The organism is Paraflavitalea sp., assembly GCF_059502485.1.
On sequence record NZ_JCACET010000010.1, the window covers coordinates 1,210,974 to 1,227,790 of the forward strand.

13 protein-coding genes are annotated in these 16,817 nt (G+C 47.0%); 11 read left to right on the top strand and 2 right to left on the bottom strand.

What is annotated here, in order from left to right; translation table 11 throughout:
- Positions 1-10: 10 nt before the first annotated feature.
- The 3 genes from AC5JBY_RS22135 to AC5JBY_RS22145 all read left to right on the top strand — a co-directional run bounded on the left by AC5JBY_RS22135 (position 11) and on the right by AC5JBY_RS22145 (position 1,326).
- Positions 11-175 carry a hypothetical protein gene (locus AC5JBY_RS22135; RefSeq protein WP_495906839.1) on the top strand — a complete coding sequence of 55 codons (165 nt, stop codon included), beginning with the start codon at positions 11-13 and terminating at the stop codon, positions 173-175.
- A gap of 150 nt (positions 176-325) precedes the next feature.
- Positions 326-730, top strand: a complete 405-nt coding sequence (locus tag AC5JBY_RS22140) for a hypothetical protein (RefSeq protein ID WP_495906840.1) — start codon at positions 326-328, stop codon at positions 728-730.
- A 74-nt stretch (positions 731-804) separates the two neighbouring features.
- Positions 805-1,326: a DUF488 domain-containing protein gene (locus AC5JBY_RS22145; protein ID WP_495906841.1), complete on the top strand. Its 522-nt coding sequence runs from the start codon at positions 805-807 to the stop codon at positions 1,324-1,326.
- Here the strand turns inward: AC5JBY_RS22145 and AC5JBY_RS22150 are convergent.
- Both AC5JBY_RS22150 and AC5JBY_RS22155 read right to left on the bottom strand, forming a co-directional pair.
- Positions 1,323-2,669, bottom strand: a complete 1,347-nt coding sequence (locus AC5JBY_RS22150; protein WP_495906842.1) for a sensor histidine kinase — start codon at positions 2,667-2,669, stop codon at positions 1,323-1,325. The genes AC5JBY_RS22145 and AC5JBY_RS22150 overlap by 4 nt on opposite strands.
- A gap of 7 nt (positions 2,670-2,676) precedes the next feature.
- The gene (locus AC5JBY_RS22155) at positions 2,677-4,041 is read right to left on the bottom strand and encodes a sigma-54-dependent transcriptional regulator (protein WP_495906843.1); all 1,365 of its coding nucleotides are present in this window, start codon (positions 4,039-4,041) and stop codon (positions 2,677-2,679) included.
- A 332-nt stretch (positions 4,042-4,373) separates the two neighbouring features.
- Here AC5JBY_RS22155 and AC5JBY_RS22160 point away from each other — a divergent pair, with 332 nt between their 5' ends.
- The 8 genes from AC5JBY_RS22160 (at position 4,374) to AC5JBY_RS22195 (ending at position 16,813) form a co-directional block, all read left to right on the top strand.
- Complete coding sequence (locus tag AC5JBY_RS22160; RefSeq protein ID WP_495906844.1) at positions 4,374-5,630, top strand: efflux RND transporter periplasmic adaptor subunit; 1,257 nt, start codon at positions 4,374-4,376, stop codon at positions 5,628-5,630.
- 93 nt (positions 5,631-5,723) lie between these two features.
- Positions 5,724-5,942 carry a hypothetical protein gene (locus AC5JBY_RS22165; RefSeq protein WP_495906845.1) on the top strand — a complete coding sequence of 73 codons (219 nt, stop codon included), beginning with the start codon at positions 5,724-5,726 and terminating at the stop codon, positions 5,940-5,942.
- A 53-nt stretch (positions 5,943-5,995) separates the two neighbouring features.
- Entirely contained in the window at positions 5,996-6,673 is a 678-nt protein-coding gene (locus tag AC5JBY_RS22170) for an ABC transporter ATP-binding protein (RefSeq protein ID WP_119050756.1), read from the top strand.
- A 102-nt stretch (positions 6,674-6,775) separates the two neighbouring features.
- Positions 6,776-9,193, top strand: coding sequence for an ABC transporter permease (locus AC5JBY_RS22175; protein ID WP_495906846.1), 2,418 nt, complete (start codon positions 6,776-6,778; stop codon positions 9,191-9,193).
- 59 nt (positions 9,194-9,252) lie between these two features.
- Positions 9,253-9,522, top strand: coding sequence for a hypothetical protein (locus AC5JBY_RS22180; RefSeq protein WP_495906847.1), 270 nt, complete (start codon positions 9,253-9,255; stop codon positions 9,520-9,522).
- Between the two features lie 92 nt (positions 9,523-9,614).
- Complete coding sequence (locus tag AC5JBY_RS22185) at positions 9,615-12,029, top strand: ABC transporter permease (RefSeq protein WP_495906848.1); 2,415 nt, start codon at positions 9,615-9,617, stop codon at positions 12,027-12,029.
- A 20-nt stretch (positions 12,030-12,049) separates the two neighbouring features.
- Entirely contained in the window at positions 12,050-14,413 is a 2,364-nt protein-coding gene (locus AC5JBY_RS22190; RefSeq protein WP_495906849.1) for an ABC transporter permease, read from the top strand.
- Positions 14,414-14,440: 27 nt separating this feature from the next.
- The gene (locus tag AC5JBY_RS22195; protein ID WP_495906850.1) at positions 14,441-16,813 is read left to right on the top strand and encodes an ABC transporter permease; all 2,373 of its coding nucleotides are present in this window, start codon (positions 14,441-14,443) and stop codon (positions 16,811-16,813) included.
- Positions 16,814-16,817: the final 4 nt, after the last annotated feature.

Consider the following 16,817-nt stretch of genomic DNA (forward strand, 5'->3'; position numbering starts at 1 on the left):
ACTTTATAGCATGAAGCAGAAAACCATCAAACATAAAAGTGACCTGTTTAGCCAGGAGGTCACCTTGACCATTGATGAAAATCTCAACAAATTAAAAGGCAAGGTATTGGCTCCCAAAACGTTGGAGGCAGCTAATAAATCTTTGCGTAAATTGAAGCATGTACTTCCCAAATAGAACCATTACAGATTGGCAATCACTTTTCAGATAGAATTCATCCTTGATCTTAAGCAGAAGGTTTATGTATTTGCAAGACTCACAAACCCAAATGCATTCTTTCATCTAACCGACTCTTCGTACCTGGGAGGTATACCAGTAAATATAGGAATGAGCCCCAGAACAATTGACAAGGAAGGCAAACCAAGATTAGACCTGTACACTTTCGTTTTAAAAAGTAAATCAGATAAAGGCAAACTACAAGTTAATGACATACTGGAATTATGGGATGATCATGTAGAGGTAATCGAATCTTATCAGCTTTCAAACGGGCACATGATTGCATTCCTGAAATGCTACGCCGGAAAGTTAGATGGGCCACTTAAGTTAACAGACGATGCTAATAAAAAATGGATATTAAAGCGTTACTTAACAGTAACCGGCAGTTTCGAGACTTACGAAAAGACAAGTCAACAGGAAAAAGAAAATATCTTTCAATACTTACTTGAACCCCAGGACCACGATACCAAACCCACAGAAGGGAGCAAACTCAGTATTTATAAAGTAGATGACTGATTGATGTGTCAGTTGTCAAAACATCAAACATAAGCCGCCTTACACCTATATTCATTCTTCTGTACCTTTGTGGCATGCAGTCCGGCTTACACCTGTATACGATTGGGCACTCCAACCATCCGGTTGAGGCATTTATCCAATTACTACAACAGTACGAGATTAGCCTGCTCGCAGATGTAAGAACGGCTCCTTATTCACGCTATAACAAACAATTCAACAGAGAAACATTACAAACCTCCTTAGAACAGGCGAACATTGCTTATCGCTGGATGGGGGAAACGCTGGGCGGCAAAAGAGCAGATCTGCAATCTTCCATGGGCTTCCGGCAAGAGGAGTTATTCAACCATGATGCAGCTTACCAGCAGGGAATCGAAGTATTAATAGGGCTGGCAGGTCAGCAACGCACTGCTATCATGTGCAGTGAGGAAGACCCTCGCCATTGTCACCGCCATCGAATCATCAGCACTACCCTGCTTTATGGTAAAACAGTTGCCTCCAAGCAACTATCCGACATTCACATTCACCACATCAGGGCTAATGGAAGCATTGAAGATGCAGCAAAGATCCCGGTTGTGTACCAACCGCCGTTGTTTTAAAACTGTAAAATAAACGCGGTGCCTTCGCCTTCTACGGATTGTACGTGGATATGTCCGCGGTGCAGCATCATAATCTGCTTGCAAAGGCTAAGGCCGATACCGCTGCCGCTTTTCTTGGTACTGAAGAATGGAATGAATATTTTATCGATGAGCTCTTCGGGCATACCGATGCCGTTGTCTGCTACTTTGATCACTACTTTACGGTTGGAAGCAAGATAGGCGGATAAAATGATGCGTGGCTCTGCCTGGTCTTTCACTGCTTCCATGGCATTCACCACGAGGTTGATCAATACCTGCTCAACAAGACTTGTATCGGCTTCCAGCATCAGGTCGGGATCTTTGAGGATGATCTCCATTTCGATGTTCTTCTGATCCAGCGTGGGCTCCATCAACTGATGCAGGTTCTCAAACAGGTCGCGCACGAATACCTTCTTTACATTGGGCGCTGTGATCTTATTGAGGTTGCGGTAGGTTTCTGCAAACTTCAGCAGCCCCTCACTCCTGCGCTTGATGGTATCGATACCCAACTCCAGGTCATCAAGCTGGCCGCTCTGGTTGTCGAGGGTATTCACGGATTCCTGTAAACGTATTTTCAGTGTGGCGGCCAATGATGAGATGGGCGCAATGGAGTTCATGATCTCATGGGTCATTACGCTCAATAGTTTTTGCCAAGCCTTGGATTCTGTTTCATCCAATGCTTCGTTCACGTTCTGGAAAGCGATGAGCTTGTATTTGAGACCTTCGGTTTGAAAGGCTGTGGCCGACAACAGTACTTTGAAAGCATTTTTATCCGGGTGCGCCGTAGCGATCTTGCTGTCGCCCGGCTTTAAGATAAGTATACCGCGGTACAGATCGCCATCGCGTTTGGAAAGCGAATGGATGGTTTTCAGGTAAGGCAATTGCAGCATCCTCTTCAGTGATTCATTCATCCACACCACTTCACCGCCGTCTTCCTTGTACATGAGGATGCCTGTATCGATCAGCTCCAGGATCTTCTGGAGGTATTGGTACTGGGTTTCTTTCTCTTTACTGATCACTTTAAAGGTAGAGTTGATCTCATTGAAGCCTTTCCGCAGGGGTTGTAATTCCACCGGGGCATGCTTCACATCGAAATAGCGGGAGAAGTCGCGGTAGTGTACAGATTCCACAAACTGGTCCAACTCATCATGGGCTTTGCGCTGGAAGCGATAAAACTCCACCACCTGGTAAATGATGACCGGCAGCATGATCACGAGGTAAATGAACAACTGGTTCACGATCAGGAAAGCAGTTGCCGTCAAGGTTACCAGCAATAAGAACACCCGGCTCAAAATGCGCCACTCTATATTTCTGAAATCCATCATAACAAGTCTAAATATCGTATTTGCTCAGCCTTCTGTACAATGCGGTACGGGTGAGTCCCAGTTCTTTGGCTGCTTTGGTGATATTGCCATTGTGTTTCTCGATCACCCGCAGGATGGTGTTCTTTTCTACCGAGCTCAGTTTGAGTTCATCGGGTTCAGAATCGACCACGATGGACGACTCGATTGGTGAAAAGATCAGGTCCTGCGCCTGCAGTACATTGCCATCAGCCATGATCACCGCGCGTTCAATGGTGTATTGAAGTTCGCGAATATTACCGGGATAGTGATATTGTAGTAATTTTTCCATGGCCTTGCTGTCAAATTCCAGCACCGGCTTCAGGTATTTGTTGCTGTACATCCTGCTGAAGTGTTTGGCCAGCAGGATAATATCGTTGTCGCGCTTGCGCAGGGGTGGCACCATGATCTCCACCGTATTGATGCGGTAAATAAGGTCTTTGCGGAAACGGCTTTCGTTGGCCAGTTCGGCCAGCGGCACGTTGGTAGCACAGATCAGCCGGATGTTGATGGGCACCGGATCGTTCGTACCCAACCTGGTCACCTGACGGTTCTGCAACACGCTCAGCAACTTGGCCTGCTGGTGGAGGGAAATATTGCCGATCTCATCGAGGAACAGGGTGCCGTTGTTGGCGCCTTCGAAGCGCCCTACCCTGTCTTCGCGGGCATCAGTGAAAGCGCCTTTCTTATGTCCAAACAGCTCGCTTTCGAACAGGCTTTCCGTGAGCGCGCCCACGTCTACTTTTACAAAGGCTTTATCGGTCCGTAGTGACTGCTGGTGGATGGCTTTGGCGATCAGGTCTTTACCCGTACCATTCTCACCCAGGATGAGGATGTTGGCGTCGGTAGGGGCTATTTTTTCGATCTTGTAAAAGATGTCGCGCATGATGTCCGACTCGCCCAACAGTTCCTTACCAATGATGGAATCATTGCTGAGGGATGGGCCGGCGGCAGTCTTACCACTCCCCTGACGTTTGAGGGCTTCTTTGATGGTGGTGATCAGCTTTTCATTGTGCCAGGGCTTTACCACGAAGTCGGCAGCGCCTTCTTTGAGGGAGCGCACTGCCAAGTCGATATCGCCATAGGCCGTGATCATGATCACAGCGGCTTCCGACTTGAATTCTTTCTTCACCTTACCCAGCCAGAAAAGTCCTTCATTACCCGTATTGATAGAGCTGGTAAAGTTCATGTCCAGCAGGATAACATCAAAAGTTTGCTTGGATAACAGCCACCTAAGGTTCTCGGGGTTCTTTTCGGTCACCACTTCTTTCGCCTCCGTTTTGAGCAGCAACCGTACGGCTGTTAAAACATCGGTATCATCATCTATGATTAAAACACTGGCATTTTTAAGTAACATAACAGGAAAAATAAATATTGAGTTGGATGCAACAAAACCCAACTACAATTATACCATAAATACAAAGGCATGGCAAACAATTTTTTATGCAAAAACGTGGATAAAACCCAACTGTATCGAAACCGGACAGTAGTTGTAGCGGTAACGAACAGATTCGTAGATATGGGTGGGATAAGGTTCTGTAAATCATAGGTATTGCATTCTGGCACGTTGTTGCTTTCCTTATAGGACAATTAGATATTTCTCATGTGATTGTTACATTGGCCATCCGGCCATCAGCCAGCCGGATGGTTCTTTTTAAAAAAGCTAATTCAAATAAAAAGTTTTACACCGTGGACAGAGTCATTGCTAAAAAGAAATGGACAACCAAGAAGTTATTAACGATCGGAGGGATTGTGGCCCTTGTTGGTTTGATCGGCGCAAGCATTTATTTCACTTCCGGCAAAAAACGCCTGAATGTAGATACAGAACGTATTACGATCAGTGAGGTTAAGAAAAGTGCTTTCCAGGAAACCATTCCCATCAATGGCGTGGTACTGCCCATCACTACCATTTACCTCGATGCACAGGAAGGTGGCCGGGTAGAAGAGAAATTAGTAGAAGACGGCACCATCATGAAGAAGGGACAGCCCATCCTGCGCCTCTCTAACCCTGACCTCGCGCTCAACCTGGTGAACCAGGAAACATCGGTGTATAACCTGCTTACGCAGATGCAGATCGCCAGCAACAACGCGCAACAGAATACGGTGACCAAGCTCAACCAGCTGACCGACGTAGAGAATAGCCTGAAAGAAGCAGAGCGTTTGTATAAACTCAATAAAAAACTGTTTGACCAAAAAGTGATCGGCGAACAGGAATTCCGTCAGTCTGAGAACACTTATAACTACCAGGTGCGGAAAATGAAGCTTACGCAAGAGATCCTGCGCCAGGACAGTGTATCTACCAACCAGCAGATAGCGCAAGCGCGTCAGCTGTATGTAGGTTCACAAAATGCACTGGACCTGACGCGTAAAAAAGTAGGCGACCTGATCGTTCGTGCACCTGTAGATGGACAGCTAACCTCTCTGGATGCTGAGCTGGGCCAGAATAAAAACAAAGGTGAACGCCTTGGCCAGATCGACGTACTGAGTGGCTTCAAGGTAAGGGCCGATATCGACGAGCATTACCTGTCGCGCATCTACAATGAACTGACCGGTACTTTCGACTTTGCCGGCAAATCTTACAAGCTCCGCATTACCAAAGTTTATTCACAGATAACAGCCGGTCGCTTCCAGGTAGATATGCAGTTTGTAGGCGAAGTGCCCAAAGGCATCCGCCGTGGTCAAACCCTGCAGATCCGTCTGGCACTGAGTGACGAAACTGAAGCGGTCCTGCTGGCGAAAGGTGGTTTCTATCAGCAAACCGGTGGCAGCTGGATATTCAAAGTGAGTGAGAGCGGCAATACAGCTTATAAGGTCAACATCAACCTCGGCCGTCAAAGCCCTGACTATTATGAAGTGTTGGAAGGATTGAAACCTGGTGATAAAGTAGTGACTTCCAGCTATGAGAATTATGGTGATATGCAGGAATTGGTGTTGAAAAAGAATTGAAACAATTGATCGTAAAAAGAGTCTCTTTAAAAAGTAACAAATACTAACCCGGGATCGTCCTACAAAAAAGTAACAACTAAACAGACAAACGTCATGAAAACGAAGAACACTTACGCCTTGTTGCTGCTGTTGTGCTGTACGCTGGGCGCTTCTTCCAACAGGAGCACGCCTCCGTGTGAGCTTTCGGGCTGCACCAACAGCGCTATCCTGCCAATGGAAAAGGGTGGTAATTCAGAGGCTGCTGAGGCCGAAACAGCGATACCTGCTGCTACCGGTTTTCTACCCGGCTATAGCATCATATTCAGGAACTAATCATATAAAAATCCCCCGGAAGCGGATTCCGGTCACACAACAAAACATATAACATGATCAAGATCACAGACCTCGAGAAAGTCTACCGTACAGAAGAAGTAGAAACTGTGGCGTTGAACAAACTGTCTATTGAAGTAAAGGAAGGCGAATTTGTAGCCGTGATGGGGCCTTCAGGTTGTGGTAAATCTACCCTCCTGAATATCCTCGGCCTGCTTGACGATCCCGATGCCGGCAGCTTCGTTTTCAATGGACAGGAAATTGCTCACTTCAATGAGCGCAAACGGGCCGACCTGCGCAAGCACAACATCGGTTTCGTATTCCAGAGCTTTAACCTGATCGACGAGCTGACCGTATTTGAAAATGTAGAACTTCCCCTCATCTATACTGGTGTTAAATCTGCCGACCGCAAAAAGCGTGTAGAAGAAGCGCTCGACAAAATGCAGATCATGCACCGCCGTAACCACTACCCTCAACAACTGTCGGGTGGTCAGCAACAACGTGTAGCCGTAGCCCGTGCTGTGGTGAACAATCCGAAGCTGATCCTGGCGGATGAGCCTACCGGTAACCTCGACTCTTCTAACGGTAATGAAGTGATGGCACTGCTTACTGACCTGAATGAGCAAGGTACTACCATCGTGATGGTTACGCACTCTGAACATGATGCCCGCTATAGCCACCGCATCATCCGCATGTTGGATGGACAGGCCGTACTGGAGAACATAATGGTATAAGAAAAAGCTTTTAGCCGTTAGCCATTAGGTGTTAGCTGACCCCAGCTAAAGGCACGGCTTTGCTAATACCCAACACCTAAAAGCTAAAAGCAAACTATAGTCATGATATACAATTACCTGAAGATAGCGTTCCGCAGCCTGCTCAAATACAGGTTTATCTTCTTCACTAATCTCTTTGGCCTAACCGTAGGATTTACCTGCTGTTTACTCATCTTTACTTATATCCTGCATGAGGTGAGTTATGATAAGTACAATAAGAATGCCGATCGTACTTATCGCGTTACGCGCCTGTTCAGGAATGCCGAAACCGGCGCCACCAATCTCAACCTTGGTGCTGTAGCCCCCCCTTTTGCACCATTACTGGCTAATGACTTCAAAGAAATAGAGAAGATCACCCGCATATTGACAGCCGGTACTTTGAGCATACGCTACCAGGACAAAGTGTTCAATGAAAGTCAGGCCGTATTTGCCGATGAGCAGTTCATGGACATATTCGATGTAAAAGTAAGCAAGGGTAATCCGGCCAACGCCCTGAAAGACCCTTACACCGTAATGCTCACAGAAGAAATAGCAGAGAAATATTTTGGGAAGGAAGACCCGATGAACAAAATGATCCGGCTCGACAATCAGATCACGTTCAAAGTAAGCGGTGTTTATAAGCCACTTCCCTCCAATGCACATTTTCATCCGCGCCTGCTATTGTCTTTCAATACCCTGAAAGACTCCGCCATTTATGGGGAAAACAACCTCCGTACCAACTGGGGCAATAATGCATTTTATACCTACATGCTGCTGCCGGCCAATTATGATGCGTCCAAACTGGAAGCACAGTTTCCGGCCTTTTTAGACCGGCACATGAACCCCGGCGCGCCCGTTAAAACATCTAAATGGACGCAGCTTTCCCTGCAAAAACTCACCGATATACACCTTCACTCACACCTTGATTCCGAACTGGAAGAGAATGGCGATATCAAGCGCGTGTACATCTTCTCCGCTATCGCTCTTTTCATCCTGCTCATTGCCTGTATCAACTACATGAACCTCTCTACAGCACGCTCTGTACTGAGGGCAAAAGAAATTGGCATCCGCAAGGTTGTAGGCGCCGAAAGAAGGGAGCTTATTTTCCAGTTCCTCGGCGAGTCTACATTGATCACCTGGATGTCTCTGATATTAGCCGCGTTGCTCACCTGGCAATTGCTACCATTCCTGAATCAGTTATCGGGACAAACGCTGTCTATAACATCTCTGTTGCGTTGGCAGATTATCATTCCAATACTGGTTGCTCCCTTTATTGTGGGTTTGATCGCCGGCATCTACCCCGCCCTGTTCATGTCTTCCTTCAAGCCTATTAAAGTGCTCAAAGGGTTTATGAAAACAGGCGGCGCCAATATTTCCTTCCGCCAGGTATTGGTAACAACTCAGTTTGCCATCTCTATCATGCTGATTATAGCTACTGCAGTCGTATACCGTCAACTGAAGTACATGCAGGAGAAGTCGTTAGGGTTTGACCGGGAACACATCGTTACGCTTTCTTATAATGATGGGCTTGTAGACCGCTATGATGCATTCCGCACAGCCTTGCTTTCCAATACCAACGTCAAGAGTATCGCACGTTCGTCCCGTATCCCTACAGGCCGGCTCTTAGACTCACAAGGGGCTTCCATTGAAAAAGGCGATTCGCTCGCTAACGTCAGCGCCGATATCAAAAACGTAAGAGCCGACCAGGATTTTATCGCTACCTATGGGGTAAAAGTAGTAGCAGGACGGGCTTTCTCCCGCGATTATGGACTGGACACAGCCAGCTTCATGATCAATCAGGCGGCCGTAAAAGTGATGGGACTTTCCGATGAAGCAGCTGTTGGCAAAAACTTTCGCTATGGCGATCAGAAAGGTAAGATCATCGGTGTATTCAACGATTTCCATTTCGAGTCCATGCACCAGCGTATCATTCCCCTGGTGCTCGTTATCCCGAAAGATGCACGCTATAATAGAATGTCGGTAAAAGTATCGGGCAACAATATGACTGCCGCGCTGGCTCATATAGAAAGCACTTGGAAACAGTTCCTGCCCGAAATTCCTTTCGACTATACATTCCTCGATGAAAGATTCGCCGACCTGTACAAGTCTGAACAACAACAGGGCACCATCTTTACCCTGTTTGCCTGCATTGCCATCGCTATTGCCTGTCTGGGATTATTTGGACTGTCGGCCTTTGCGATCAACCAGCGGATCAAAGAGATCGGCATCCGCAAGGTGATCGGCGCCTCTGTTTCCAGCATCGTAATGCTCTTATCAAAAGACTTCCTGAAACTGGTGGGCATCGCTGCGGTGATCGCTTTCCCTGTTGCCTGGTATGCCATGAACAGTTGGTTACAGGATTTTGCGTATCGAAGCACTATTGCCTGGTGGATCTTCGCAGCAGCTGGTATCATTGCTGTAGCGATTGCCTTGTTCACCATCAGTTTCCAGGCGATCAAAGCAGCGACGGCAAATCCGGTAAAGAGCCTTAGAAATGAGTAGAGAGTCTTGAGTCGAGAGTTCAGCGTCGAGAGTCCTAATTATATAAACATTGAAGATTTATGATAAACACCCAATCCATCAATAAAATTGCTTTTAGTCTTTCAGTTGTTCTGCTGGTACTGGTGGCTTGTAACCGTAGTACTGTTATCAAAAAGTCCGTTACCCACAATGGCGATAAGATGAGTGTAGAGGTTTATGCAAAGATCGATGGTAAGAAATTGCATGACTACAAGAAAGAATTCGATGTGACCGGAATGACCAAAGAAGAGAAAGATGCCATTGCCAAGCATGTGATGGACTCGATCATGCCTCCTAATGAGGGCAAGTAAGTAAGGCCTAACAAGTCGCTCAAGCTATTTAACCGACCTTATCCAATTATCCTGTGCTGGCCATACCATCCAATTTAAACAATTAAGAAACTATGTTCAGCAATTACATCAAGATCGCATGGCGCAATCTGTGGAAGCATAAAACGTTTGCCGTGATTGTGGTATTTGGTATGGCCATCGCATTTGCAGCAGCCCTGTTATTGTCTCTTACCGCCTATCATGAACTGTCTTATGACCAGTTCCATACGAATAAGAAGAACATTTACCAGCTGTATTTCAAGGAGCAGAACCCGCGTGGTGAAGAAAGCAGTTCCTCGATGCCTGTGCCCCTCGCGCCTTCCCTGAAAGCGGAATACCCCGACGTAGAATACATCACGCGCTACGGCAGCAGTGCCAAGGACATCGTGCGCTACAAGGATAAGGAAGTAGACCTCAGCATCCGGGCCGTTGATCCGGACTTCCTTAAGATATTCACCTTTCCTATCGAAAGCGGTAATGCACAAACTCCGCTGGGTGAGCTGAATAATATCGTGATCACTGAGTATTGTGCGAAGATATTGTTTGACAAGGAAGACCCTGTTGGCAAAACCGTTGAAATGAAAGACGGTGATAACTGGGAATCTTACACCGTAACAGCCGTTGCCAAAGATTTCCCCAACAACTCCAGCTTTACTTTCGACATCCTGACGAGGTTTGAACATTTTCCTGGTTATAAGGAATTACTAAATGTATGGGATGCAGATAATCACGAAGTATTTATACAGCTGCGGGATAAAAAAGATGTAGCCGCTTTCGAAAAACAGACTTTCGCTTTCATCCATAAGTATTATGATGGCAAGCTCACCAGCATGAAGCGTGATGGCGCCAAGCCGGACAAGGAAGGAGAATTATTGCGCCTGCGCACGTTGCCATTTACTGATATCCACTTTAGCAATATCGGAGGTTCGGGTGGCGGCGTAAGCCGGTTTTATCCTTATCTGCTGCTCATCATCAGCGGCTTTATCCTGTTTATTGCCTGTGTGAACTTTGTGAACCTGTCGCTGGCGCGTTCTTTCACCCGCTCTAAAGAGATTGGTATCCGCAAAGTGTTAGGCGCTATGCGCTGGCAGTTGATCTCCCAGTTCTGGGGCGAAGCGCTGATCGTGAGCCTGCTGGCTTTAATAGTGGGACTTGGCATTGCTTATCTCCTGCTGCCATATTATAAACAGGTGTTTTACCGGGCTATGTCCGTCGATATATTACGTTCACCATTGGTGATCGTCTACATCATAGTTGGCTTCCTGCTGGTTACTTTGTTTGCCGGTGGTTATCCTGCGTGGATGGTCTCTGCTTTCAAAACAGTAGAAACTGTAAAGGGTAAACTGCCTGTAGGTAGATCGCACAGAGTACGCAACACTTTAATGGTTGTACAATTTGTTTTGTCTTCACTGCTCATCATCAGCACCATGATCATCTGGCAGCAGCTCGATTATCTCCGCAACAAACCACTGGGATTTAATAAGCAACAAGTGATCAGTCTGCCGATAGGCTCTACTATGGACCCCGAGAAGGCGTTGGCGCTCCTGCGTACCCGTCTTGCTAAAGAATCCCGTATCATAAGCGTAACCGGTACTGACATGAATATGGGGCGTGGCCGTGACGGCTCCTCCTCTACTTCCATGATGGGCTTCGATTATAAGAATAAGGGCATCAAAACGCACTGGCTGCGGATAGATTATGATTACCTCAAGACCATGGATATCAAGCTGCTCTCGGGCCGTGATTTCTCCCGCAGCTTTGGTATGGATACTACCGGTGTGATCATCAATGAAACCATGGCCCGCCAGCTGGGTGAAAAAGACCCGCTCACCGCAGTACTGGACCTCGATGGTTCTAAACTGCAGGTGCTTGGTGTTGTAAAAGATTTCCATTTTAAATCGCTGCACCGTGAACTGGCACCGCTGACAATGACCGTTCGACCCAACTGGGGCATGTCGTACATCTTCATCCGCGTGCAGCCAGATAACCTGCCTGCTTCTATGGATGTGATCAAAACAGCCTGGAAGGAAGTGAACCCCAAAGCGCCTTTCCTCGGTTCCTTCCTCGATGAGAATACCGACCGTACTTATAGCGGTGAAACCAAGCTGTCTAAAATATTTATGAGTGGCGCCGTATTGGCCATACTCATTTCCTGCATGGGCCTGTTTGCCATTGCGCTGCTGGCCATCCTGCAACGTACCAAAGAGATCGGCATCAGAAAAGTACTGGGCGCCAGCGTGCCACATATTGTGAAACTGGTATCAAAAGATTTCCTGTTACTGGTATTGATCGCCATTGTAATTGCGTCACCCATTGCGTGGTATGCGATGCACAACTGGCTGCAGTCGTTCTATTACCGGATCAACATTGCCTGGTGGGTATTTGCGGTAGCCGGCATTGTCGCCTTGTTGATTGCTTTCATCACCCTCAGTTTGCAATCGGTAAAAGCTGCTATGAAGAACCCTGTGAATAGTTTGAGAAGTGAATAGTTAACATCAAAGCTTTATTCATGATAAAGAACTATTTCAAGACCGCCTGGAGAAATTTATGGAACAACAGGTTCTATAGTTCCATCAACCTGTTTGGGCTTGCCATTGGCCTGGCAGTTGGTCTTATCATATTATTGTGGGTAAAGGACGAGTTGAGCTATGACCGCTTTCATGCCAATGCACCTCAAACTTACCGGGTGGTAGCCAACCTTGGTACGGGAAGCTCCAAACAATCCTGGGGAGGTGTGCCCGCGCCTATTGGAGTGTATGGCAAAAACCAGGTTCCGGAAATAAAAGAATCGGTACGTATTGTAGACAACTGGGACTACGCTGTGTTTCAATACGGCGACAACCAATTTAAGGCTACTAAAGCAGCTTATATCGATCCTGCATTCTTTTCGCTTTTCAACTTTACGGTCCTGAGTGGTAACAAAGCAAAGCTTTTCCCTGATAATAACTCTATCCTGCTAACTTCCAGCACCGCACAGAAATACTTTGGTAATGAAGATCCCATTGGTAAAGTGATCAAGGCTGACAACAAAGAGAACTTTACCGTACGGGGCGTAATTGCCGACTTCCCGGACAACAGCAGTATTCAATACGATATGCTGTTTCCTATAGAACGCTATGCACAAAAGTATGTGGGAGATGATTTCTGGAAGTCAATGGATGGAGATTGGGGCAATTATTATGCGCTTACATTCATACAGATCACACCCGGCACTTCCACTGCCGCTATTGAAAAAAAGCTTACCGACATACAGCATAAGCATCATCCAGACTCCGAGAATACCACTTACACCCTGCAGCCTCTCAACAAAATGCATCTGTATGCGCCTGATGGCAGCAGCAGTTCCATGCAAATGGTGCGGATATTTTTTGTAGTGGCTATCCTATTGTTGCTGATCGCCTGTATCAATTATGTGAACCTTTCTACCGCACGTTCTATGCTGCGGGCTAAGGAAGTGAGTGTACGCAAGATCATAGGCGCTGCTAAATTGCAGTTGTTCCTGCAGTTCATTGTGGAGACCATCATTTTGTTCGTACTGGCCACCTTGCTGGCCATTGTTCTTATTTATGCCCTGCTGCCTTTTTACAATACTTTGTCGGGTAAGAATAGCTCTTTTCAACTCCTGGATGCAGGTGTATGGAGCACCATTGGCATAACTATCTTAGGTACGCTGATCGCATCTTCCATCTACCCTGCCCTGTTGCTGAGTTCCTTCAAACCCATATTGGCATTGAAAGGAAAAGTAGGTATGGGCATTGGCAGCACCCGGTTCAGGCAGGTGCTGGTAGTTACCCAGTTCTCTTTTTCCGTAATACTCATCATCGGCACACTGATCATCGGCAGCCAGATGCGCTTCATACGTGACAAAGAACTCGGTTTCGACAAGACGCATATATTCACCGTGAATATGCGGGACATGGAACAGCACTATGATGCGGTAAAAGCCGAACTGTTGCAACAACCCGGCATCACCGGCATCACATCCGCCAATAGTAACATTATTCAGTTAAGCAGCACCACCGGCGATACTGACTGGGAAGGTAAAGACCCCAACAGCAGTTTCATGATCCATCCCATGGCCATCGATGCCCAATTCATCCCACAGTTAAAACTGGAATTTGTAGCCGGCCAGAATTTCCGGGGTGATAAAGCTGATTCAAGCAGGATCATTCTCAATGAAACGGCCGTACGCGAAGCGGGTATCAAAGACCCTATTGGCAAATGGTTTCAGCTTTGGGACGTAAAAGCACAGATCATCGGCGTGGTGAAAGACTTTCATTCAGCCTCTCTCAAAAATAAAATAGAACCTGTTGGCTTTCTACATCAGCAAGCCAACTACCTGATGTATGTAAAAACCAACGGTAAAGATGCCGCCAAGGCCATTGCTGCCGTGGAGAAGAAGTACAAACAATACAACGCAGGCTTTCCGTTCGAATACCGATTCCTCGATGATACGTATGACCGTCTGTACAGATCGGATCAGCGGACGAGTAAATTGTTCAATGTATTTGCCGGCATCGCTATTATCATATCCTGTCTGGGCCTCTTTGGGCTGGCTACTTATACAGCACAAGTGAAGACCCGTGAGATCGGCATACGCAAAGTGTTGGGCGCCTCTGTAGCAGCTGTCACTACCCTGCTTGCCAAAGACTTTATGAAACTGGTGCTGATTGCCATTGTGATAGCCACTCCGCTTGCGTGGCTGGCTATGGAAAAATGGCTGCAGGATTTTGCCTACCGTACCTCCATCAATCCGGTGGTGTTTATACTGGCAGGCATTATCGCCCTGATCATTGCACTGGCTACCGTGAGTTCGCAAGCCATTCGTGCGGCGCTCACCAACCCGGTCAAAAGTCTGAAGAGTAATGAATAAGTAACAACCATTTAAACGACATAAGCTGTGTTCAAAAACTATTTCACCATCGCCTTCCGTAACCTGATCAAGGGACGGATGTATTCAGTGATCAATATTCTTGGTCTCTCCACCGGTATGGCCATAGCCTTGCTCATTGGTTTATGGATATGGGACGAGCTATCGTTCAACAAATACCATAGCAATTACAACCGGCTGGCACAGATCATGACCACCCAAACCTTCAATGGGGAAACTGGTACCGGCCCTGCCGTATCCATTCCTTTGGGTCTGGAGTTGCGCACCAAGTACACGGACGATTTCAAGAAAGCATCGCTTGCTTCCTGGAACTTTGGCCATATTCTGGCGGTAGGTGATAAAAAGATCACCAAGAATGGTATGTGGGTGCAGCCGGAATTTCCTGGCATGTTTGGCCTGAAGATGGTGAAAGGCAGTATCGATGGTTTAAAAGATCCTTCCTCTACCCTGCTCGCAGCATCGCTGGCCAAAGCACTTTTTGGCGATGCCGACCCGATGGGCAAAACGGTGAAGTTTGACAATAAGATGGACATGACGGTAGCGGGTGTGTATGAAGACTTCCCACGCAATACTTCCCTATATGAAACAAAGCTGTTGATCCCCTGGGATAAATACATCACAACAGAGCCCTGGCTGAAAGAGTCACAGACTCAGTGGGGCAATCACTCGTGGCAGTTGTATGTACAGCTCAATGATAAAGTTGATTACAAAAAAGCAGAAGCCAAGATCAGGGACATTGCCCGGCAGCACTTCAAAGAAGGTGATGAACGCGCAGTGGTACACCTCATGAGTAACTGGCGGCTCTATGGCAAATTCACCAATGGTAAAATCGATGGCGGCCGTATAACTTTTGTATGGCTGTTTGGCATTATTGGCATATTTGTATTGATACTGGCGTGTATCAACTTCATGAACCTTTCTACTGCCAGAAGTGAAAAGCGTGCAAGAGAGGTGGGTATCCGCAAAACAATGGGTTCTCTTCGCAGCCAGCTTATCGGGCAGTTCCTTGGTGAATCAGTGCTCGTAGCCTTTATCGCATTCATCCTGTCCATTGGCCTGGCATTACTGTCGCTGTCGTTCTTCAACAGCATGGCTGATAAAGAGATCAGTATGCCCTGGAGCAATCCTGTCTTCTGGATACTGGCGCTGGCTTTTACAGTATTTACCGGACTCGTATCCGGCAGTTATCCGGCTTTTTACCTGTCGCGCTTCGACCCGGTAAAAGTGCTCAAAGGTACTTTCCGTACCGGCCGCTTTGCCGCCCTGCCGCGCAAAATACTGGTGGTAATACAGTTTACCGTATCTATAGCACTCATCATTGGCACCATCATCGTTTTCAGGCAAATTCAATATGCAAAGAGTCGTCCGGTTGGCTACAGCCGCGAAGGGCTCATCACAGTAGGCATCAATACCGAGCAATTGTATGGCCACTATGATGCGCTCCGCAGCGAGTTGCTGGGAACTGGTGTAATCGAAAACATGGCCGAATCGTCCAGCCCTTCCACTGCTGTATACAGCAACCAGATTGGCTTCGACTGGAAAGGAAAAGATCCCAACTCTGTACCGCTCTTTGGCATCGTAGCCGTTACCCACGATTTTGGAAAGACCATCGGCTGGCAAATAAAAGAAGGTCGCGATTTCTCCAGAAGCTTTACTACCGATACCGGTCAGATCATCCTTAACGAATCGGGCGTAAAACTTACCGGATTCAAAAACCCTGTTGGGCAGGTCATCAAATGGAATGACAAAGAAAAGATGGTGATCGGCGTTGTAAAAGACATGGTCATGGAATCGCCTTATGTTCCCATAAAACCTACCGTATTCTTTCTCGATTATGGCTGGACAGGTGTCATTACCATGCGCATCAAGCCCACGGTACCAGTGAAGGATGCCCTGACCAAACTGGAGCCCATATTTAAGAAAAATAATCCGGGCAGTCCATTCGAATATCAATTCATTGACGAGGAATATGCCAAGAAGTTCTCGGATGAAGAGCGCATCGGCAATCTCGCTACCTTTTTCGCCATCCTCGCTGTATTCATTTCCTGTCTTGGCTTGTTTGGACTGGCCTCTTTCGTAGCAGAGCGCCGTACCAAAGAGATCGGTGTACGCAAAGTGTTAGGCGCTTCCGTAACCAATATCTGGAAAATGCTGTCGAGGGACTTTGTGATGCTGGTGATCATTTCCTGCGTCATTGCTATTCCGATTGCCTGGTATGTATTGCACCAGTGGCTGCAGCAGTATGAATACCGCACGCCTATATCGTGGTGGATATTCACGATTGCCGGCCTTGGCGCTATGGCTATCGCCTTGCTTACCGTGAGCTTCCAGGCTATCAAAGCAGCGGTAACGAATCCCGTAAAGAGTTTAAGAAGTGAATAGTATT